Annotated in this window: 28 protein-coding genes; 13 read left to right on the top strand and 15 right to left on the bottom strand. The window is 69.4% G+C overall.

What is annotated here, in order from left to right; translation table 11 throughout:
• Window positions 1–1,332, top strand: a 1,332-nt coding sequence (locus tag B043_RS12600) for a DNA cytosine methyltransferase (RefSeq protein WP_081623136.1), incomplete at its 5' end; no start/stop codon positions are given.
• Complete coding sequence (locus B043_RS12595) at window positions 1,304–2,011, top strand: HhH-GPD family protein (protein ID WP_081623135.1); 708 nt, start codon at window positions 1,304–1,306, stop codon at window positions 2,009–2,011. The genes B043_RS12600 and B043_RS12595, both read left to right, overlap by 29 nt.
• Here the strand turns inward: B043_RS12595 and B043_RS0105145 are convergent.
• A complete protein-coding gene (locus tag B043_RS0105145; RefSeq protein WP_018461196.1) occupies window positions 2,003–2,953 on the bottom strand; it encodes a tyrosine-type recombinase/integrase in 951 nt (316 codons plus the stop codon). The genes B043_RS12595 and B043_RS0105145 overlap by 9 nt on opposite strands.
• Before the next feature lie 316 nt (window positions 2,954–3,269).
• Between B043_RS0105145 and B043_RS0105140 the strand changes: the two genes are divergently transcribed.
• Together B043_RS0105140 and B043_RS13065 are read left to right on the top strand one after the other, a co-directional pair.
• Window positions 3,270–3,539: a helix-turn-helix transcriptional regulator gene (locus B043_RS0105140; RefSeq protein ID WP_012477500.1), complete on the top strand. Its 270-nt coding sequence runs from the start codon at window positions 3,270–3,272 to the stop codon at window positions 3,537–3,539.
• An 8-nt stretch (window positions 3,540–3,547) separates the two neighbouring features.
• The gene (locus B043_RS13065) at window positions 3,548–4,528 is read left to right on the top strand and encodes a hypothetical protein (protein WP_018461195.1); all 981 of its coding nucleotides are present in this window, start codon (window positions 3,548–3,550) and stop codon (window positions 4,526–4,528) included.
• On the opposite strand, the gene B043_RS0105130 is transcribed toward B043_RS13065, so the two are convergent.
• Window positions 4,518–5,258 carry a PD-(D/E)XK nuclease family protein gene (locus B043_RS0105130; protein ID WP_018461194.1) on the bottom strand — a complete coding sequence of 247 codons (741 nt, stop codon included), beginning with the start codon at window positions 5,256–5,258 and terminating at the stop codon, window positions 4,518–4,520. The genes B043_RS13065 and B043_RS0105130 overlap by 11 nt on opposite strands.
• Window positions 5,259–5,313: 55 nt before the next feature.
• A complete protein-coding gene (locus tag B043_RS12980; protein WP_018461193.1) occupies window positions 5,314–6,522 on the bottom strand; it encodes a helix-turn-helix domain-containing protein in 1,209 nt (402 codons plus the stop codon).
• Between the two features lie 497 nt (window positions 6,523–7,019).
• Here B043_RS12980 and B043_RS13315 point away from each other — a divergent pair, with 497 nt between their 5' ends.
• Window positions 7,020–8,288 carry a tetratricopeptide repeat protein gene (locus tag B043_RS13315; protein ID WP_018461192.1) on the top strand — a complete coding sequence of 423 codons (1,269 nt, stop codon included), beginning with the start codon at window positions 7,020–7,022 and terminating at the stop codon, window positions 8,286–8,288.
• Here B043_RS13315 and B043_RS0105115 read toward each other — a convergent pair.
• From B043_RS0105115 to B043_RS0105095, 5 genes are all read right to left on the bottom strand, one after another.
• A complete protein-coding gene (locus tag B043_RS0105115; protein WP_018461191.1) occupies window positions 8,251–8,544 on the bottom strand; it encodes a helix-turn-helix domain-containing protein in 294 nt (97 codons plus the stop codon). The two genes, B043_RS13315 and B043_RS0105115, sit on opposite strands and share 38 nt — an antisense overlap.
• A 260-nt stretch (window positions 8,545–8,804) precedes the next feature.
• A complete protein-coding gene (locus tag B043_RS0105110) occupies window positions 8,805–9,185 on the bottom strand; it encodes a hypothetical protein (protein ID WP_018461190.1) in 381 nt (126 codons plus the stop codon).
• A 49-nt stretch (window positions 9,186–9,234) separates the two neighbouring features.
• Entirely contained in the window at window positions 9,235–9,369 is a 135-nt protein-coding gene (locus B043_RS13310; RefSeq protein ID WP_012477514.1) for a hypothetical protein, read from the bottom strand.
• Window positions 9,369–9,704 (bottom strand): hypothetical protein, encoded by a 336-nt coding sequence (locus B043_RS0105100; protein ID WP_018461189.1) that lies wholly within the window; start codon window positions 9,702–9,704, stop codon window positions 9,369–9,371. The genes B043_RS13310 and B043_RS0105100 overlap by 1 nt, the downstream gene beginning before the upstream one ends.
• Before the next feature lie 104 nt (window positions 9,705–9,808).
• On the bottom strand, window positions 9,809–10,219 hold the full coding sequence (locus B043_RS0105095) for a hypothetical protein (protein ID WP_245538880.1): 411 nt from the start codon (window positions 10,217–10,219) through the stop codon (window positions 9,809–9,811).
• Window positions 10,220–10,582: 363 nt separating this feature from the next.
• Between B043_RS0105095 and B043_RS0105085 the strand changes: the two genes are divergently transcribed.
• Complete coding sequence (locus tag B043_RS0105085) at window positions 10,583–11,281, top strand: thermonuclease family protein (protein WP_026234136.1); 699 nt, start codon at window positions 10,583–10,585, stop codon at window positions 11,279–11,281.
• A 52-nt stretch (window positions 11,282–11,333) separates the two neighbouring features.
• Here the strand turns inward: B043_RS0105085 and B043_RS13305 are convergent, their stop codons facing one another.
• Genes B043_RS13305 through B043_RS0105050 form a run of 7 tightly spaced genes read right to left on the bottom strand, consistent with a single transcriptional unit; the run spans window position 11,334 to window position 15,625 of the window.
• Window positions 11,334–12,968, bottom strand: coding sequence for a metal-dependent hydrolase (locus tag B043_RS13305; RefSeq protein ID WP_018461185.1), 1,635 nt, complete (start codon window positions 12,966–12,968; stop codon window positions 11,334–11,336).
• A complete protein-coding gene (locus B043_RS0105075) occupies window positions 12,965–13,225 on the bottom strand; it encodes a hypothetical protein (protein WP_018461184.1) in 261 nt (86 codons plus the stop codon). The genes B043_RS13305 and B043_RS0105075 overlap by 4 nt, the downstream gene beginning before the upstream one ends.
• On the bottom strand, window positions 13,222–13,653 hold the full coding sequence (locus tag B043_RS13300; RefSeq protein WP_018461183.1) for a hypothetical protein: 432 nt from the start codon (window positions 13,651–13,653) through the stop codon (window positions 13,222–13,224). The genes B043_RS0105075 and B043_RS13300 overlap by 4 nt, the downstream gene beginning before the upstream one ends.
• Before the next feature lie 20 nt (window positions 13,654–13,673).
• Window positions 13,674–14,384 carry a TolC family protein gene (locus B043_RS0105065; protein ID WP_018461182.1) on the bottom strand — a complete coding sequence of 237 codons (711 nt, stop codon included), beginning with the start codon at window positions 14,382–14,384 and terminating at the stop codon, window positions 13,674–13,676.
• Window positions 14,338–14,505: a hypothetical protein gene (locus B043_RS12905; protein WP_018461181.1), complete on the bottom strand. Its 168-nt coding sequence runs from the start codon at window positions 14,503–14,505 to the stop codon at window positions 14,338–14,340. Before B043_RS12905 ends, B043_RS0105065 begins: the two co-directional genes overlap by 47 nt.
• Window positions 14,505–14,705 carry a hypothetical protein gene (locus tag B043_RS0105055; RefSeq protein WP_018461180.1) on the bottom strand — a complete coding sequence of 67 codons (201 nt, stop codon included), beginning with the start codon at window positions 14,703–14,705 and terminating at the stop codon, window positions 14,505–14,507. Before B043_RS0105055 ends, B043_RS12905 begins: the two co-directional genes overlap by 1 nt.
• 8 nt (window positions 14,706–14,713) lie before the next feature.
• A complete protein-coding gene (locus B043_RS0105050) occupies window positions 14,714–15,625 on the bottom strand; it encodes a P-loop NTPase family protein (RefSeq protein ID WP_018461179.1) in 912 nt (303 codons plus the stop codon).
• 182 nt (window positions 15,626–15,807) lie between these two features.
• On the opposite strand from B043_RS0105050, the gene B043_RS0105045 reads away from it, so the two are divergent.
• The 7 genes from B043_RS0105045 to B043_RS13455 form a co-directional block, all read left to right on the top strand.
• On the top strand, window positions 15,808–16,035 hold the full coding sequence (locus tag B043_RS0105045) for a ribbon-helix-helix protein, CopG family (protein ID WP_018461178.1): 228 nt from the start codon (window positions 15,808–15,810) through the stop codon (window positions 16,033–16,035).
• Window positions 16,022–16,411 (top strand): type II toxin-antitoxin system VapC family toxin, encoded by a 390-nt coding sequence (locus B043_RS0105040; protein ID WP_018461177.1) that lies wholly within the window; start codon window positions 16,022–16,024, stop codon window positions 16,409–16,411. The genes B043_RS0105045 and B043_RS0105040 overlap by 14 nt, the downstream gene beginning before the upstream one ends.
• 240 nt (window positions 16,412–16,651) lie before the next feature.
• Window positions 16,652–16,864 carry a helix-turn-helix domain-containing protein gene (locus B043_RS0105035; RefSeq protein ID WP_018461176.1) on the top strand — a complete coding sequence of 71 codons (213 nt, stop codon included), beginning with the start codon at window positions 16,652–16,654 and terminating at the stop codon, window positions 16,862–16,864.
• A complete protein-coding gene (locus tag B043_RS0105030; protein WP_018461175.1) occupies window positions 16,861–17,505 on the top strand; it encodes a ParA family protein in 645 nt (214 codons plus the stop codon). Before B043_RS0105035 ends, B043_RS0105030 begins: the two co-directional genes overlap by 4 nt.
• Window positions 17,502–17,876 (top strand): hypothetical protein, encoded by a 375-nt coding sequence (locus B043_RS0105025; protein WP_018461174.1) that lies wholly within the window; start codon window positions 17,502–17,504, stop codon window positions 17,874–17,876. The genes B043_RS0105030 and B043_RS0105025 overlap by 4 nt, the downstream gene beginning before the upstream one ends.
• Window positions 17,877–17,916: 40 nt before the next feature.
• Window positions 17,917–19,023, top strand: coding sequence for a hypothetical protein (locus B043_RS12775; RefSeq protein WP_155987394.1), 1,107 nt, complete (start codon window positions 17,917–17,919; stop codon window positions 19,021–19,023).
• Window positions 19,023–19,162 (top strand): DNA cytosine methyltransferase (locus B043_RS13455; protein ID WP_169335129.1); only part of this gene is annotated, 140 nt, incomplete at its 3' end. The genes B043_RS12775 and B043_RS13455, both read left to right, overlap by 1 nt.

The raw sequence follows: 19,162 nt of genomic DNA, 5'->3' as shown, positions 1-19,162 counted from the left end.
GGCTTCCACACCTTGGGCTTTGAGGTTCTAGCTGCGCTTGATATCAAGCGCGATGCGGCCGAAACCTTCCATACCAACTTTGGGATTGCCGTTTGTGATAGGCCGTTTTTAACTAGGGGGTGCTACTCAGTCTGCGACATCTCCGAATCGGCAGTGCACGGAGGCCTTCCAACTCCCTCTATCGTAATTGGGGGGCCGCCCTGCCAAGACTTTTCCGTTATGAGAGGGGTAGAGCAGGAGCGAGGAGGAATCAAAACGCTCAGGGGAAAACTCTACCTTCAGTTCGCACGGTATCTTGCTGTTCTCAAGCCCCTAGCATTTGTCTTCGAGAACGTACCTGGCCTGCTCTCTTCCAACTCTGGGAGAGATATAAGCGCGATCTTAGAAGACATTACCAACCTGGAGCTTCTTCCAAATCAGTGGATAAGGCAGTATGAAGCGGAACCCAACCGAACTCCTCCTCCCCCCGAAGATCTTCTCAGTGAAGCCAGGAGAGGGGAAATACCCTCCTACCACATCGTCTTTTCAGGTGTGGTTGACGCTTCCTGGCACGGCGTGCCACAGCGCCGCAAGAGGCTCATAATTATTGGATTCCGCAGAGATCTAGCTGTGCGGATGGACCACATTTTGGCGATCGAAGAAGCCCTGGCTGGATCGCCAGCCCTCAGAAAGTACCCCCTTACATCCTTAGAAGCTTTGGAAGGTGCGACGCTTCCTGAACTAAGAGATATCTACCGCGAAATTGTTGCAGAATACAATGGACTTTTTTCCGGAAATGACCCTGTAGATGACTACCTCCGCCTCCACAAGGGCGATCCTAGAGACCCATTATTTGATCAAGCTCTAGAAGAACATAGAGCCACGATTCGGCTTCTGGGGTGGGAAGGAACATCTTTAACCGTAGCACCCCCGGACGCCTTTCCGGACGGATCTCACGCCCTCCCTCGGGAGAGGCCAGCTGTACTCGCCCGTATGCACCAGATTCCTCCAGGCGAAAATCACGAAATCGTCCGCGGAACCGAACACGAAGTAGAAGGACGAGGGTTCAGCCTCATATACCGAAGGCTCCACCCCCTCCTCCCTGCCTACACGGTGGTAGCTCACGGGGGTGGAGGCACTTGGGGCTACCATTACCGAAGGAGCAGGAGCAGGCTTACCAACCGTGAGCGGGCAAGGCTTCAAAGCTTCCCCGACACATTTCAGTTTGTGGGGAAGACATCAGAGGTCCGCTCCCAGATCGGTGAAGCCGTGCCCCCTCTCCTCTCTCTGAGAATTGCAGAAGCAGTGAACAACGTCCTAGAAGATGTCGGAGAAGCAGAACCTGCTCCCTGAATGGGAGGGCCCACCCAGCACACAGATTCGCTTCTTTCAAGAAGCCATTCTTGGCTGGTGGAATGAAAATAAAAGGACCTTCCCATGGAGGAGCAATTGCACTCCCTATCGGGTTATCGTTGCCGAGCTCCTCCTAAGGAAAACCACCGCGAAGCAGGTCTCGGCTGTCTTTCCCAAGCTCATAGCGTCGTATGCTGATCCCTGTAGCCTTTCAAAAGCGCCACAAGATTTCCTAGAGAAGCTTCTTTATCCTCTGGGCCTCTATCGCGAGAGAGCCCGTCTCCTCAAACTTCTAGGAGAAAAGCTGTGTGAGCGCTTTGGAAGCGAGATAAAAGTAGAAGACCTAACAGCAGATTATCTAAAAAACCTACCAGGGGTAGGACCCTATGTGCAGAACATGGTTTTAGCAGTCTGCAAAGGCGAAGCTCTCCCAGGTCTGGACAGAAATTTCATCCGAATAATAACAAGGTTTTTCGGGATCCGCTCATCCCGTCAAAGAGCTCACACAGATCCGGAGCTGTGGAAGTTTGCCGCAAGTCTCATCCCACCCAAGAAGAGCAGAGAGTTCAACTGGGCTGTAATGGACCTGGCAGGGCTTATCTGCAGACCCAGCCCTAGATGTGAGAAGTGCCCTCTAAAAGAAGAGTGCCTCTTCTTCAAAAGCCTACGCTCAGCTTAAAGCGTGGTGCACCACGTCCGGCAACGCCCGGGCGGCCTCCTCCAGGCGCTTGCGGGACACGTGCACGTAGACCTGGGTGGTGCTGATGGAGCTGTGGCCCAGAAGCTCCTTCACCTCGTCTATCCCCCGCCCCGCCTCCACCAGGGCGCTGGCGTAGGAGTGCCGGAGCTTGTGGGGGGTGATGCGCCGCCAGTCCTTGAGCCCCGCCCGCCTCGCCACCCGCTTCACCATGGCCTCCACCGCCCGGGCGGAGAAGGGCTTCCCCCGGTTGGGCCCCGTGGTGTGGCTCCAGATGTAGGGGCTCGTGGGGTGGCCCTCCAGGTTCCGGTGCTTGAGCCACTGGTGCAGGGCCCGCTGGGCCGTGGGGGAGAGGACCACCACCCGCTCCTTACCCCCCTTCCCCTGGACCCGGATGGCGTGGGGGACGCCGTCCTGATAGGTGATGTCGGCGTAGGTGAGGGCCAGGGCCTCGGAGAGGCGGAGGCCCGTGCCGTAGAGGAAGGCGAGGAGGGCCCAGTCCCGGAGGGCCACCCGGGGGGAGCGGTTCTGGTAGGCCGCCTGGAGGAGGCGGGCCACCTCGGGCGGGGTGAGGTAGACCGGGAGCCTCCGGGGGAGCTTGGGCCGCTTGACCCCCTCCGTGGGGTCCTTGAGGATGGGTAGGCCCTCCACCTCGGCCAGGTAGCGGAAGAGCTTCCTTAAGGAGGCCAGGACGCGCCCCGCCCTGTAAGGGCTCACCTCCCGGGAGGCCAGGAAGGCGCGGATGTGCTGGCTCCCCACCTCCTCCCAGCGGGGGGGCCTGCCGTGGCGCTCCCGGAACCAGCGGGCGAAGAGGCCCGCGTCCATGAGGTACTCCCTGGCGGTGCGGGGAGAGCGTCCCTCCTCCATCTCCAGGTATCTGCGGAAGCGGGCGAGGAGCTCGGCGTGGGGGTCGGGCTGGTTCATGGGACCTCCTTCGGGGGGCGGGGGCCCGGAGTGCCCTCGAGGGCCCCCGCCCCCGCTTTCCCGAAGTATAGCATTCGCAAAAGATTTGTTTGGCGAAGTGGCGGAGGGAGGCCCAGACCGAGGAAGAGCCCCGTCCGGGAGGGCGAAAACCCCCGAAAAAAGGGCGGGCGAGGAGCCGGGGCGGCCGGCGGAGGGTTGCGACAAATGACGGAAGTTTGCGACAAACTTACGGGCTTCCAGAGTTACAGACTCCCGGAGTCTGTAACTCTGGAAGTTACCAAGTGTAACCTTGATGCACTACCGGTAACATGGGGGCATGAGCGAGGGAGGCGGCCCTCTTGAAGGCAAGCTCCTGCTGACCATCAAGGAGGTGGCCCAAGCCTTGGGGGTGTCCCGGATGACGGTGTACCGCTTGATCCGGGCGGGCCGTCTGAGGCGGGTTTACCCCACCCCCCGCTCGGCCCGCATCACCCGGGAGAGCCTCGAGGCCTTCCTCCGCTCCCTGGAGGAGGAGGCGAGGCCCGAGGGGGCGGGGAGGAGCGTGGTGGACCGGGCCCGGGAGGTCCTGAGGCGCTTCGGCCTCTAGGGGGAGGCGTGGAGGAGGCCAGGGAGGAGCGGAAGGAGCGGACGGGGGCCCGCCACCCGGCCCACCAGGCCACCCTCTTCCTGGAGGGGAGCCTGGGGGAGGAGGGCTTCACTAGCCCCCGCCTGCCCGAGGGGTGCCGGGTGGAGGTGGCGGGCTACGCCCTGACCCAGCCGGAGGAGCACCGGGGGAAAGGGGTCTTCACCCTCTGGCCCCGCACGGACGAGGAGGGGAGGCTCACGGAGGTCCAGGTGGCCCTCAAGCTCAAGCGCCCCATGGAGGGGCCGGAGCTGGTGGTGCACGGGATCCTCCTCCACGCCGACGGGAGGAGGTTCGTGGTCCTCGTCCAGCCCAAGAGCGGGGAGGCCTTCAGGCTCGTCCTGGGCCGGGCCCGGGGGTTCACCGCCTTCCTGGAGCCCAGGAAGGCCTACCGCTTTGAGGGAGCCCTGCGGGGGGGGAGGCTCCTCGCCGAGCGGGCCTTCCCCCTGGGGAAGTGGGTCCTGGCCCGGAAGGGGGGGAGGCCCCTCCCCGAGCCCATAGAGGGGGACCGGAACCCGCACCTGGAGGGGAGGCGGGGGAAGGGGGCCGCCCCCGAGGAGGCCGAGGGGCGCCGGGAGGAGGCCCAAAGGCCCGCCCCGCCCGGGCCCGAAGGCCCCCCGAAGCCCCCGAAGGAGGCGCGCCCCCCCGGGGAGGGGAGGCCGAGGCGGGACCCGGTGCGGGTGTGGCGGGCCCCGGAGGAGGAGGCCCCTGGGGGCCTCGGCCTGCCCCCGCCCCTCCCCAAGGGGCAGGTGATGGGCCTGGTGGGGGAAGGGCCCTACTACCTGGTGCTGAGGCCCGAGGCCCTGGCCCTCTGGTGGCCCAAGGTGGAGCGGCTCCTGCCCGAGTTCCCGAGGCGGCACGAGGTGCGGTGGTACCCCGACGGGAGCCGGGCGGTGGTGGCCTGGGACCTCGAGGCCCTTAAGGTGTGGTACAAGCGGGTGCTCAGGGGGTAGCCTCGAGGACCTTCAGAAAGCGGTGGACGGCCAGGAGCCCCAGGAAGGCCTCCCCCGCCTCCTCCAGGGGGACCTCGGCCACCTTCATCCCCTCCCGCAGGGCCACCACGAAGCCCCCCTCCACCGCCACCCCCTCCGCCCGGAGGGCCAGGGCGTAGGCCCCCACCTGGAGGAGGTGCTCCGGGTAGGCCCGGGGGGAGGTCTTCAGGTCCACCACCACCACCCTCCCCCCCAGCCGGGCCACCAGGTCCACCCGCCCGGCGTAGCGGTGCTCCGGGTGGAAGACCGCCTCCTCGGAGCGCAGGGCCTCGCCCCCGTTCCCGTCCCACCAGTCCGCCAGGGCGAGGGCCATCCCCCGAAGGGGCTCCTCCTCGGGGAAGGGAGGCCTTTGCCCTTTGAGGTAGGCCTCCGCCCAGGCGTGGAGGTCGGCGCCTCGCCCGGCGGCCCTCTGCGCGGCCAGGCGGTGGGCTTTGGACGCACCGTCCAGGAGGCGGTTCACCTCCTCCTCCGTGAGGACCAGCCCCGGGACCAGCTCCCCCTGGAGGTACTCCACCACCTGGCGCACGGCCCACTCGTGCAGCTTCTTGTTGAGAAGCCCGGTGATCTCCGTGACGGAGGGGACCTTCTCCCACCTCTCCCCGTCCCGGGAGGCCTCGTAGCCGCCCCCGTTCCGGCGGTAGCGGAGGCGCCAGCCCCCTGGGCAGTCCTTGAACAGCCAGTCTTGATACACAAGCCACCCCCAGAGGCCCTGGATGGGCTACCTCCAGCTTAGCCCGGCGGGAGCCCTACGCCACCCGCCACTGGGGGGCCTGGCGGAAGAGCTCCAGGAGGCCCCGCTCCCGGAGGAGGTGGGCGAGGAGGGCCCCGGGGCGCCGGACCCCCTCGCCCCTCGGGCTCCAGAGGACCTTGGCCGCGGCCTCCCGCGCCCGCCGGACCGCCCAGGCGACGGCCTCGAGGGCCCCCTCCATCAGGCCGTAGAGCTCCGCCCGGAGGGCGTTCCAGAGGACCCAGGCGTAGAAGCGCACGCTCCCGGGATCCCGGAACTCCCGGGCCAGGGAGAGGGCGAGGGCCCCCACCAGGGCCCGGCGCTCAGCGGGGCCGGCCCGCAGGAGGGCGGTGAGAGAGTCTAGAGCTAACGGGTCTTCAGCTTCGCCAGGGGATAACGAGAACCCAAGCAAAAGCTCCAGGACCCCGGAGTCCTCCTTAGGAGGACTTGTATATGACTCTCTCAGGCTCCAGGCGGTGCGCCCCCGGCGGGCGTCCTCCTCCAGGTCCCGCCAGGGGTGGCGGAAGTCCTCCGGGTCCAGGCGGGGGCGGGCCTCCCGGTGGGGCAGGCGCACGGCGTAAAGCGTCCCGCCGGCGTAGACCCCCGTCCGGCCTCGGAGGGTGGCCGGGGTGCGCCAGGCCCTCCGGCGGATGAGCCCCTTGGCCTCCAGGGAGGCCAGGACCCGGTAGAGGGAGGCCGGGGGGACTCCCAGGGCCACGGAAAGGGCGTCGTTCACGGCGAAGAGGGAGACCTGGGACAGGTTCTTGGGCAGGGGCCTCCCCGGGCCCAGCCTCCGGGCCAGGACCTCGAGGCCCAGGGCGAGGAGGGCGCGGTAGGCCCTCCGCTCCCGCTCGGAAAGCCCTGGCAGGGTGCCCCGCCGCTCCCCTTCCGCCAGGAGGCGGTCGGCGAGGCTCCAGGCGTCCCGCTTCCTCTCGGGTGGGGGCGGGGAGGCGGAAAGCTCCTCCCGGGTGGGGAGGGCCGGGGAAGGCGGCGCCTCCCGGAGCTTCCGGCGGAGGCCCTCCAGGGGAGGCGCCTCCTCGGGCGTGGGCTCGTGGCCCCCCTCCTCCGGGGGCGCGGCCCCCTCCAGGAGCTTCAGGTAGAGGGGCGGAAGCTCCTCGCCCCTCGCCCGCTTCCTCCGGGCCAGGGCCTCGAGGAAGGCCCGGCCCCGCTCGGTGAGTCCTTCCGGCTGTTCTTTATAGCTCTTCCCTTCAACTCCTTCTTGGGGCATAAACCCCTCCCGTTTCGCGCGTCGGAGACGGCACTCCCCCGCGCGCCGCCTTGGCGCCTATTGCCTTTCCCGCTGGGAGGGGATAACCTTAGGCGAAGGAAAAGGTTGCTGGAATTTGGGTTCCCTCCCAGCGGGAGCCTCTCTTTTTGGTCCTCACGCGGCCCTGCCGCCTTGGGCCCCCAGGGGGCCCGGTCTTCCCCTTGCCCGGCATTATACCGGGCCCAGGGTTGGCAAGGGGTGGGGCTCCAGGGTGGGACCATTCCCCTCTAGCTACCACCTCCAGAGAGAAGGGTCAATGGGGTCAACTGAGGCATGCCAACAGGCGTTATAGATTTCACTTGAAAAATTGGAGGCGCTGGCAACCCCCATCTAGAGGAAAAACCCCGGGTGTAGAATGCTCCCCCAAGATGGCCGGAAAGAGGGGGGAAGTTAGCAGATTCTCTGCAATTTCCGATGCTCATCGGCAAAACCGGGCGCCGCGCAGGAGAAGGCCCCTGGTGGGCCCGGAGGGGGTGGACCTCGAGGCCGTCCGCCTCTTCCTCCAGCTCGGGCGCTACCGCGAGGGCGAGGCGGCCCTGGACCGGGATCCCCAGCCGGAGAACCCCGAGTGGCTGAGGCTGAAGGGCTGGGCCCGCTGGCACCTGGGGGACGAGAGGGGGCTCCTCCTCCTGCGGAAGGCGGCCTCCCTGGCCCGGGAGCGGGCGGGATGGATGTGGCAGGACCTGGGGGCCCTCCTCTTCCGGGCCGGGCGCTGGGAGGAGGCGGAGGAGGCCCTGAGGCGGGCCCTGGACCTCTTTGAGGCGGAGGAGGACCACCTGGGGCGGGCCTGGGCCCTCCACGGCCTGGGGGTGGCCCACCTGCACCGGGGCAGGACGGGCTGGGCCCTGCGCCGGGCGGAGGAGGCCTTGGCCGTGGTCCGGGCCAAGGCCCTGGGGAGCTTCCGCAACCGGGTCCTGGTCCTGCTCTCCTCCGTCCACCGGGCGAGGGGGGAGCTGAGGGAAGCCCTCTTCCGGGCACGGCAGGCGGTGGCGGGCCGGCTGGATCCCGACGACCGGGTGGTGGCCCTGAGGGCCCTCGGCACCACCCTGCGGCTTCTGGGGAGGCCCGCCCAGGGGAGGGAGCGCCTGGAGGAGGCCCTGCGCCTCTCCGGGGAGGGGGCCCGGAGGGGGGCGGCCCTGGCGGAGCTCGCCCCCTGCTACCTGGCTCTGGGCTGGCGCAGGGAGGCCCGCAAAGCCGCAGGGGAGGCTCTGGAGCTTCTGGACACTCACGCCCCGGCCCGCGCCCGGGTGCTGGTGGCCCTGGCGGAGCTCTCCCGCCGGGAGGGGAAGGAGGAGGGCGCCCTGGCCCTCCTCCAGGAGGCGCGGGCCATCGGCCCCTATCCCCTGGCGGAGGAGGCCCTGGGCTTCCCCGACCTCTTCGCCCTCGCCGAGGAGAGGGGGCTCGCGCTCCCCAGGGCCCGGAGGGCCCCGGAGAAGCCCAAGGTGGTCCTGCGGGAGAACCCCCCCGGCCTCCTCGTGGGCAGGCGGGAGGTGCCGCTGGAGGGCTCGGGGAAGGCCTTCGCGCTTCTGGCCCTGCTCCTCAAGGAGGGCCCACTCCCCTGGCGGGAGGCGGCGCTCAGCCTCTGGGGGGAGGACGGCCCCGGGGTGAGGGAGCGGCTCCACATGACGGCCTCGAGGGCCAGGGACCTCCTGGCCGACCGGGAGGCGGTGCGGTGGGAGGGGGAGGTGCTCAGGCTGGACCCGGAGAGGAGATGGGAGGCGTGTTAGAAACCTTCCGGGCCACCCGGTACACCCCCGCCCTGGACCCGGCGGGGGGGCGCACCACCTCCAGGAGCCCCCGCTCGGTCAGGAGGCGGAGGGCCCGGGCGGCGGCGTCCGGGCTCATCTCCAGGTCCTGGGCCAGCTCCCGGGCGGAGTACTCTCCCTCCCCCAGGGCCCAGATGTGAAGCCAGACCAGCCGGGCGGAGCAGGGAAGGCCCTTGAACCTCTCGGGCTGGTAAAGGGGACGCCTAGGCACGCCCATAGCTTAACGGCGGGCAGGGGCCGGCGCGTCCCGAGGGGGCGAAGCTTCCGCGCGGCGGCGTGCACGGCGCGCGGAGCGAGCCCCCGAGGGCGGCCCCCGGGCCGAGCGTCAGCTGGACCGCGGCGGCGTGCACGGCGCGGCGGCCCGGGGGCCGAGCGCCGGCCCGGAGGGGAGCCGCGCGCCCGCGGCGGGTGGTGGGCAAGGGCGCGCCCCGGCCCGCCGCCCCCCCTCGCGGGGGGCAGGCGAGGCCGGGGCCTCCCTCAGGCCTCCCGGGAGAGGAGGGCGGTGAGGGCGCGGAGGGCCTCCTTCTCCACGGCCCAGGCCACCCGGGCCATCTCCAGGTTAGCCTCGGCCACCCGGTACACACTCCGGGCGCTCCTGTAGGCCTCCTCCTGCTCCCGGGCCTTCTCCAGGAGCTCCGCCTGGCGCTGGGCCTCGTTCCGCCCCTCGAGGCCCTCCCGGATGATCCGGGCGCGGGCGTCCTCCAGGTCGTCCTGGGCGGCCTCGAGGGCCAGCCTGGCCTCGGCGTGGGCGGCGATGGCGGCGATGAGGGCCCGGGCCCGGTCCCTGAGGGCCTCCAGAACCTCATCCACGCGGGCCTTGAGCTCCTCGGTCTGGATCTGGGTCAGGTTCTCGCTCACGGCTTCCTCCTGGAAGGGGGGGCGGGGCGGGCCCCGCCCCCCGCGCGGGCTACCTGGTGCCGGGGCCGAGGCCCTTCACCTCATCGGAGAGGGGAGACACCCGGCCGGGATCCTGGGGGCCGAGGGCCGAGGCAGGGGCGGAGAGGAGGAGGAGAAGGGCGAGGAGAAGGGCGAGGGCGCGCATTAGAAGGGCACCTCCTCTTCCCCGGCAGGCTGGGCAGGCTCCTTCTCCCGGAGGATGCGGGCGGCCTCGAGGCGGGCCTCCTCCAGGAAGGCGCCCACGGTCTCACCGAAGGCCAGCACGTCCGCGAAGGCGGTGGCCAGGGCGCGGGCCTCCTCCAGGGCCTCGAGGATGTCCCGGGCCAGGAGGGTGGGGGCCACCCAGCTCGTGGCCTCCCCGGCGAGGGCCCAGCCGTAGAGCTCGGCGAGCTTCTCGCGGGCGCGGGCGATGGCCCAAGCGGCCTGCTGAACGGCCTCGTCCCTAGTGAGAACCTTTGCCTGCGTGCTAACCTGCTTCATGGTTCCCTCCTTTGGAACCCGGAGGCCTGGCTCTTGGCGGGGTCCCGGCCTCCGTTTCCGTCCTCATAATATGACACAAAAGCTAGCTTGTCAAGCCCCTTGAGCTAGAAGAGGCTGGACTGAACCGGGTGCAGAACCCACCCCGGAACCCCGGCCAGGGAGAGGGGGACCCACCCCGGACCCTGGGGACGGGGCTCCCCGGCCACCCAGACGGGGAGGCGGGCCTCGAGGGCCAGGCGGAGGGCCAGGGAGGAGCCGGGCCCCAGGGCGGGGGCCCCGCCCTCCGGGGGGAAGACCAAGAGACAGGAGGCCTTTGGCAGGCCCAGGGCCCGGTGGCCAAGGACCACGGCCCGGGTGCGCTGGGCGAGCCGGGCCTTGGGCGGCCCCGGGAACTGGGAGGCCCGCACCACCTGGGCGCCGGGGCAGGCCCGGGCCACGGCGGCGTCCACCCCGCGCTGGTCTCCCACCCGCACCACGCCCCCCGAGGCCACCACCAGGCGGACCACCGGGGACACTGGCCAGGGGGAGCCGTACCGGGAGCCAGCCACCGCCACCACGCCGGAGAGAGGGAAAACCTGGGACACCGCCACCACCTGCCTTTGGCCCGCGCCATTTTTCCCGCGCCGGGCGCGAGGGCCCCAAAAGGGGGCGCGGAGGGCCGGAGGCAAGGCTGGGGCAGGGGCCCCACCCGTCAGGGCTCGGCCTTGCCGGAGGGCCGGAGCGCCCCACAATGGGGCCCCGCCCGGCGCGGGAAAGAGGAGAAAAGCCGTCCACCTCCCCCGCCCCCCTTCGGGGAGAGGCCGACGGGAAGGGGGGCGGGGGCAGGGGGTGGGGGGAAGGGGTGGGGGAGGCTGCGGCGGACCGGATAGGCTGAGGGGGTGGGCTCAAGAGCGCTCGGGCTTCTCCCCTGGTTGCTCGCCCTTGTCCTGGCCCTCGCCCCGGAGGGCAGGCTCCAGGGCCCGGTGGCCGTCCTCCGTGTGGTGGACGGGGACACGGTGGAGCTTCAGGGCCTAGGGCCGGTGCGCCTCATCGGGATTGACGCCCCGGAGAGCACCTACAACCACCGCACCGCGGGCCCCGAGGAGGTGCGGCTGGGCCTCGAGGCCAAGGCCTTCCTCGCCCGCCTGCTCCAGGGGAGGAAGGTGTGGGTGGAGCTGGACGCCCAGGAGCGGGACCGCTACCGGAGGGTGCTGGCCTACCTGTACCTGGAGGATCCCAGGGGGGACTGGATCCACGGGGGGAGGCGGTTTCTTCAGGTGAACCTGGAGCTGGTGAGGGCCGGGTGGGCCGAGCCCTACACCGTGCCCCCCAATGTCCGCTACGCCGCCCTCTACCTCCAGGCCGCCCGGGAGGCTCGGGCCAAGGGGATGGGGATGTGGGGAGGGGGGCAGGCCTCGAGGCCCCAAGGCCCCGCCCCGGACCGGAAAGGGTGCGACCCCGCCTATCCCACGGTGTGCATCCCCCCGCCGCCCCCGGACCTGGACTGCGGGGACATCCCCCACAAGCGCTTCCAGATCCTGCCCCCGGACCCGCACCGCTTTGACCGGGACGGGGACGGGGTGGGGTGCGAAGGTTAAGAGGCTAGATGGGTCGCCGGAAAACGATGAAGTTGAAAGCCCTGGACACATTCTATTGGGCCACCACCACCTCTACCACCACCTCCCCCGGCCTCAGGTCGCGCACCTTGACCTCCACCACCCGCCCCGAGACGGGGGAGCGCACGAGCTGGGCCTCGGCGGCGCGCTCCTTGCGCCGGAGGAGGCGGGCCTGGGCGAGGCGGGCCTCCCGGATGGCCTCCTCCAGGCGGGCCTTCTCCCCGGCGCAGTCCAGGGCCAGGCGGGTCAGGCGGGCCTCGGCCTCCTCAAGCCGGGCCTCCCCCTCGGCGAGGCGGAGGGGGGCCTCGGCCCCCTGGGCCACCAGGTAGCGCAGGCGGCCCACCTCGTCCCGCAGGCGGGCGAGCTCCCCCCGGAGGGCCTCCCGCTCCGCCCGGCACCGCTCCTCCGCCCGGGAAAGCTCCCCCTCCAGGCGGGCCGCCTCCTCCGCCTTGGCCTGGGCCTGGTCCTCGAGGTCCCTAAGAGGGGCCTCCTCCACCCGCCGGGCGATGGGCTCCCCCTCCTCCACCCGGTCCCCGGGCTTGACCAGAAGCCCCGAGAGGGAGGGGAGGGAGAAGACCAGGGGGTGAAGGGTGGGCAGGGCGGGGAGGGCGGGAAGCTCCAGGGCGGCCTCCTCCCCGGGGGCGAAGGCCGCCCGGACCACGGCGCTCCCCGCCTGGAGGTAGAGGCCGGCGAGGGGGGCCAGGTCCTCGGGGCGGGCGGCGTGGAAGCGGAGGCGGGGCGGGTTCTCGGAGGCCTCCACCCGGGGGTAGGTGCCCACCGGGGGGACGAGGGGCGGGGGGGCGGTGGCGGGGCGGGCCTCCCCGGTGATCCAGACCCTCCGGGCGGAGCGGGGGAGGGCCTGGAGGAGGTCGGCGAGGAGCCTCCCCGAGAGGTCAAGCCGCCACTCCTTGAGGGCCTGGGGCCTCCCCCGGACCATGCGCACCCGGTAGGCCACCACCTGGCCGTCCCGGCTCACCGCCAGGGTGCGGCCCAGCTCGTCCTCCACCAGGACGCCCTCCCGCCCCAGGGCCTCCACCACCAAGAAGCGCCCCTCCACAGGCTCCTGGGTCTCGCGGTTGAAGCCCCTCACCTCGGCCCAAACCTCCCAGCGGTCCCGCCAGTCCAGGTAGTCCAGCACGGCCACCTCCGGGGTCCCCACCAGGTGGCGGAAGGCGGAGGCGAAGCCCTGGCCCGAGAGGGGCCAGAGGGCGAAGCCGGAGAGGGCGAGGAAGAGGGCCAGGGTGGCCTCCTGGGGGGAGGCGTAGCGGATCCGCCACTCCCGGGAGGGGAAGAAGAAGAACTGCACCCGCCAGGGCCAGAGGAGGGGCACCCCGTTCACGTTGAGGGTGTCCAGGAGGAGGTGGGAGAGGTAGCCGGCCAGGAAGGCCCAGTAGGCCCCCGGGCTCGCCTCCCGCAGGGGAAGGAGGAGGAGGGCGAGGGCCAGGAGGAAGGGGAGGGAGTGGGTGAGGGTGCGGTGGCCGAAGCGCCTCTCCAGGAAGGAGGAGAGGGGCCGGACGAACTTCCCGGGGCCCGAGGTGGTGGTGTCCAGGTCGGGCATCACCGCCCCCCAGGCCAGGGCCAGGCCCTCCAGGAGGCCCACCTCCACCCCCAGGCCCCGGAGGAGGCTCGCCGTGAGGGCCGCCCCGGCGAGGTGGGTCCCGGCGGTCATCGCCTAAGGGCCTCCTCCAGGATCCTCAGGGCCCGGTCCAGCTCCGGCACCCGGGCGGGGTGGAGCTCGTTCAGCTCCAGCCAGACGGCGGAGAGGAGGCCGTGAAGCTCCAGGGCCCGCTCCCGGGAGAGGACCCCACCCCGGGCGCCCGGGCGGGCGAGGGCCTCGAGGTAGGCGAGGCGGGCGAGGAGCTTCTCCCGCTCGGCCTCAAGCTCCGCCACCCTCCGGCGCAGGCGCTCCAGCTCCTCCACCCTCACCGCTCCCCCTCGCAGAGCCTCCCCGAGGCCTCGTAGCTCCGCGCCTCCAGCGCCTCCCCCAGGAAGGGGTCTGGGGAGAGGCTCACCAGCCAGAAGGCGCAGGCGGGGGCGGGAAGGAGGGCCCGGGTGTGGAGGAAGCGCCCGGAGCCGAAGGCCTCTCCCGCCGCCTCGCCCCCCGGCCCCTCCAGGACCAGGGCCAGGTCCCCCTCGGCCTCGAGGCCCCCCAGGGCCCAGAGGTGGGCGGAGAGCTCCCTCCCCGCCCGGTAGAGCCGGACCTCCACCCGGAGGGGCTCGGCGGGGAGGACCTCCACCCGGGGGCTTTTCCCCTCCCAGCGGAAGAGGCGGAGGAGCACCTCCTCCCGGTGCTCGGCCACCGGGGCCTCGCAGGCGGGGAGGAGTATAAGCAGAATAGCTCCCAAAAACCGCACCTTTCCCTCCCAAAAGCCTTTTAAGGCCCCTTGGGTGGCCGGGGGGCACCAGGAGTGCCCCCCTCCTCCTCCAGGGGCCTCAGAAGCCCTCTCAGGGCCTCCAGGGGCAGGCCCACGGCCCGGGCCAGGTCCTCCAGGGCCAGGGCCAGGTCCAGGTTGGCCCGGTAGAGGACGAGGCGGGCCTGGGAGAGCCTCTCGGCGGCGGCCAGGACCTCGTGGGGGGCGGCGGCCCCCACCCGGGCCCGGGCCTGGAGGGCCCGAAGCTCCGCCTCCCTCGCCTCCACCCCGTCGGCGGCGGTCCGGGCCGCCTCCCGGGCGGCGAGCCACCGGAAGAAGGCCTCCGCCACCCGCACCCTCGCCTCCCGCCGGGCGGCCTCGGCGCGGGCCTCGAGGGCCCGCAGAGCCGGGCCCCGGTCCCGGAAGAGCTCCGCCAGGTTCAGGCTGAGGGCCAGGCGGTAGGAGGGGGCCACCTGCCCGTACTCCCCCGCCAGGCCGGCCCCCGCCTCGGCGGAGAGCGCCCCGAGTATTCCGAGGGAGGCCCGGGCGGCCTCGAGGTCGGCGAGGGCCTGGAGGTAGGCGGGGTCCGCCTTCAGGGCCTCCTCCGCCAGGCGGTCCAGGAGGCGGGCCTGCCCCTCGGTGAGGCCCTGGGCCAGGGCGGGGAGGAGGAGGGCGAAGAGAAGGGCCCTAAACCAGGTCCAGCACTTCCCAGGGAACGAAGACGCCCCCTTCATCGTCCTCCTCAAAGTCCTCCGCCTCCCGGTCCAGGCACTCCAGGCAGGCCGTCTCCAGCTCCCGGCCATCGGGGAGGCGGATCGTGATGCGCCTCGTCCCGCCGCACATGGGGCACGCCATCACACCACCTCCGGCAACGGCACCCGGAACTCCGGGGCCCAGTAGAGCGCTTTCTCTCCCTCGGCAAGAAGGAAGGCGGCCTCAATGCCCTTCTGGTAGAGCCTCCAGCCCACCTCCGGGTGCCGGAGGAGGTAGTACTGGCCGGTCCCGTCCACCCGCACCACGGAGGCCTCCTCCAAAAGCCGCAGGAACTCCTCCATCTCCGTTCTCACCGCGCCACCACCACCTTCCTGAGCCAGGGGGAGAGGACCACGAAGGCGGCGATGCCGAGCCCCCCGGCCACATAGAGGTCCATCTCGCCCCGGGCGAGGCCCAGGTAGCGGGCGGCGATGGCCACGCCCCCCGCCACCAGGAGGATGGGGGCCAGGGCGATGCCCCGCTCCTCCCGCCGGGCCAGGCCCTCGGCGTAGCCCGTGCCTACGTCCCGGTTGCGCACGATGTCCTCGGCGCTCACGTAGCGCACCAGGCGCTCCACCTCCCCCGGCACCCCGCCGGAGAGGCTCACCACCCGGTTGAGGTAGGCCTCGAGGTCCTCGGCCACCACCCCGTAGCGCTCCACCAGGGCCCGGGCGAGCTCCCGGGTCTCCTTGGGGGAGAGGGGCGGGAGGTCCACCCGGTCCAGGCGCATCCAGAGCCGCTTGGTGCCCCCCTTCCTCAGGGTCTCCGGGTGGACGGCGAGGACCAGGGTGGCCGCCTCGGCGAAGGCCACGAGCCAGGGGACCATGCTCGGGGTGATGCCCGTGGCGTCGTCCACCACCAGGGTGATGGGGTTCACCCCCTCGGGGCGCCGCAAGGCCTTCACCAGGCTCCGGGCCTTCTCCTCGTTCCCCGGGTAGCGCCTCTGCCAGGCCTTGAGGTCGGCCTCGAGGTCCTTCCCCCGTCCCACCCCCTCCACGGGCACCCCGGCGTCCCAGAGGCCCCGGAAGAGGTCCTTGAGGAAGGTGCCGAAGGGAGCCACCCGCTCCGTCCAAACCACAGGGGCCCAGGCCTCGAGAGCGGGAAGGAGCTCCCTGAGAAGCGCCGTCTTCCCGTACCCCGGCGGGGCGGAGAGCACCACCCCCCTCCCGGCCCGCACCGAGAGGAGGACCGCCCGCCCCTCCTCCTTCCGGCCCACGAACATACTTCCAGACTAACAGAGTCTGTAAGTTCGGTAGTCTGTAAGTCTGGAAGTTACGGAGTCTGTAAGTCTGTAAGTCTGCAACTGAGGAGGCCCTGGACTCCCTGGAAAAGCCCGGGGGCCAGGGCTAGGGGCCCCGCGGCCCCGGACCCAGCCCCTTCCCTCCCGTGTTATGCTCTTCCTGTATGCGCCTAACCGTCCACATTCCCGAGGACCTGGCCCGCCTCCTCCGGCAGGCGGCGGAGAACGAGGGCAAGTCCATGAGCGCCCTCACCGCCGAGGCCCTGGAGGCCTACCTCAAGGAGCGCCGGCGCAAGGCCCTGGGCCTGAAGGTCCTGGAGCGGGCCGGGAAGGTCCGGGTGGCCGAGGAGGCCCACCGCCTCCTGGAGGAGGGGCGGCGTGACCGCCCTTGACACCGGCTTCTTCCTCCGCCTTCTGGAGGGGCACGAGGAGGCCGGGGCCCTGTGGCGGGCCCTGGCGGAAGGGGAGGGGGAGGGGGTGGTGTCGGGCCTCTCCCTGGTGGAGCTCCTGCGCCTGAGCTTAAAGGGCGCCCTGGCCAAGGAAGACTCGGAGCTCCTCCTCCAAGCCATCCCCGCCGTCTGCCGGGTGGTCTGGCCGGACTGGACCATCGGGGAGCGGGCGGCCCGGCTCTCCCACGGCCTCTACCTGCCCCTGGTGGACGCCCTGGTGCTGGCCACGGCCCTGGAGGCGGGGGCGAGGGAGCTTTGGACCACGGACGCCGACCTCGCCCGGTACGAGGGGAAGCTCCGGGTGGTCCTGCTCGGGTAGGGGCTTCACCAAGCCTCCATACCTGGCCAGGCTCCTCGTTCCCCGAGTAGCGCCCCGCCCAGGCCTCGAGGGCGGGGAGGAGCTCCCCGAGAAGCGCCGTCTTCCCGTACTCCCTTTTCGGCAGTCTGTAAGTCTGTAAGTTACAGAGTCTGGAAGTTACAGAGTTCCGAAGTTACAGAGTCTGTAAGTCTAGGGGGCTCAAGGAGCTCCCTCTTGCCTTCCACGGGTTCTTTGGGTAGCATGCCTCCCGTGGGCAAACCCCTCTTCCTCACCCCCGAGGAGCTGGCCCGCGCCCTAAGGGTGGACCCGGAGACGGTGCGCCGCTGGCTCCGGGAGGGCCAGGTGCGGGGGCAGAAGGCGGGGCGGCTCTGGCGGGTGCCCTGGGAGGAGGGGGTGCGGCTCCTGGGGGGCGAGGAACGCCTGGAGGAGGCCCTGAAGGAGGTGCTGGGGTGAGGGTGGTGGCGGTGGTGAACGGCAAGGGCGGGGTGGGCAAGACCACCACCGCCGTCAACCTGGCCGCCATCCTGGCCGAAGGGGGCCCTGTCCTCCTGGTGGACGCCGACCCCCAGGGCTCCGCCTCCTGGTGGGCGGGCCGGGGAGAGATGCCCTTTGACCTGGCCCAGGAGGTGGACCCCGCCCTCCTCCTCCGCCTGCGGCGGGTGAGGGGCTACGGGGTGGTGGTGGTGGACACGCCCCCCGCCCTCCGCTCCGAGGCCCTGGAGGCAGTGCTCAGGGCGGCGGACTACGCCGTCCTCCCCACGCCCCCCGCCCCCCTGGACCTCGAGGCCCTGGTGGAGACGGTGCGCAAGGCCGTCCGCCCCCTAGGGGTGGCCCACCGGGTCCTCCTCACCCGGGTGGACCCCCGGAGCCTGGGGGAGGCCCTCGAGGCCCAGACCGCCCTCATGGAGGCCGGGGTGCCCGCCTTCCACGCCTTCGTGCGGGCCTACAAGGCCCACGAGCGGGCCGCCCTGGACGGCAAGCCCATCACCCGCTGGCGCGGCCCCAACGCCCGCGAGGCGGAGGCGGACTACCGCCGGGTGGCGGAGGAGCTCCTCAGGGAGCTCGCCCGGACCCCGGAGAGGAGGGAGGCGTGAAGCGGAAGCGCCTGGCGGAGCTGGTGAGGGAGGAGGCGGGGGACCTTCAGGAGGCTCCCGCCCCCAGGGAGGAGAGGCCCGGGGAGGCCCCTCACGGGGGGGGCCTCGAGGGCTCCCCGCCGGGCGAGGGCCAAGCGGAGCGCCCCCTCCCCCCCTACCTCACCTACGTCCGCAAGGAGTGCCGCCTCCGCCCCGACCAGCTGGACGCCCTCACCGCCCTGGCCCGGAGGCTCAACCGGGAGAGGAGGGGGAAGGGGGAAAGGATCACGGAGAACACCCTGATAAGGTTGGCAGTTGACAACCTCATGAAGCTTTCTTACGAGGAAATCATTCTCTTGATCAGAGACAGGGAGCCGAATCTGGGAGGCTAAAATGGCTCAACTTAAAAAACCCAAAAGTCTTTATGATCTTTTGCGTGAAGACAGGGCACTGGAAGAGAAGTGGAAGGATCAAGGCAAAGAAGTACTGGAGCAATTAAGCCGCAGAGAGGGGCTTGATCTAACAGGCGAGTATTTAACAGAGTTCTTTTCTCAGGCTTGCGACCTAGCAAAAAGTGAGCTTTTCTTTGAAGATCTTGATGAGACGGAGAGAATTGTAGCGAATTTTTGGTCAAAAGTGGAAAAAGGCGGAGTACTGCTGTCGCAATGCGACTACCTGAGAGCTTCTGTAGTTGCGCTCTCGTTTTTCCATCGCTTTGCAAAAACAGACTTCGGTTCCTCTAGGCAGAGGAGCTTTGGACAAGCTTGGGCAGATGCAACCCAGGGCATCCTCGGAGAAATCGCCTTTCAAAAAGTTATAAAAGCAACAACAGACGGCAGATTGGTGCCGATTTTGGATGCTAAAGAAGAAGAGCTTGACGTTGCCCTATCTGCCGATGTAATCCGAGTTCTATTTAATAAACAGCCCCACGAACCAAAAAAGAAGGTCAGCATCAAAACAACAAAAATGAACGGGCGCTGGTTAGATGTACCCTACGCCCAGAGAAAGCATAGCGATGTATACGTGCTAGTTAAGATTGGAACAAATCCCAATACGTTTTTTAAATTTCTGGCAGAGGCAGGCGCGATTCGACGCATCTTAGCTATATACACCAAGTCCATAAAAGATGAGGTATTTGAGGCCGAGAGTAACGCCTATGAAAAGGCAAGAAGAACAGTAAAGGAGCTAGAAAAAAGCAGTTTGTTCACCATAGCGATTGTGGCAGGCTGGCAGGAGAAAGCTAGTTTAAACCGACCCTTCCTCGCGTCGAAGTCCAACGCCATAAGAGCAAGGAGCACAGTGACGATCTACAGCGGAATTGGCACAATCCCCTCCGCAAGCAAAGGGGGCCTTACAACAGATCAAATAGACTTTCCTGATTCAATCAAAGAAGCGATCGGGGGAAAGCCCAATGGCCTTAAGATTAGCTTCCACCCAATAGGAAGCTTCTCTAAAGCCGAGCACGCACTGTCTAGCACAGACTTGCTTAACTCCGATTTGGAACCTCTCATAGAATTCCTCTACCCCGAGGTGCCCTAATGGGGGTCGTAAGTTTGTTTACAGGAGCAGGAGGGCTTGACTGGGGCTTCCACACCTTGGGCTTTGAGGTTCTAGCTGCGCTTGATATCAAGCGCGATGCGGCCGAAACCTTCCATACCAACTTTGGGATTGCCGTTTG

The sequence above is a fragment of the Thermus oshimai DSM 12092 genome, assembly GCF_000373145.1.
Lineage (GTDB): Bacteria > Deinococcota > Deinococci > Deinococcales > Thermaceae > Thermus > Thermus oshimai.
Note: the sequence above shows the minus strand (reverse complement) of the source record. Positions and strands in the feature narration are given on the sequence as shown.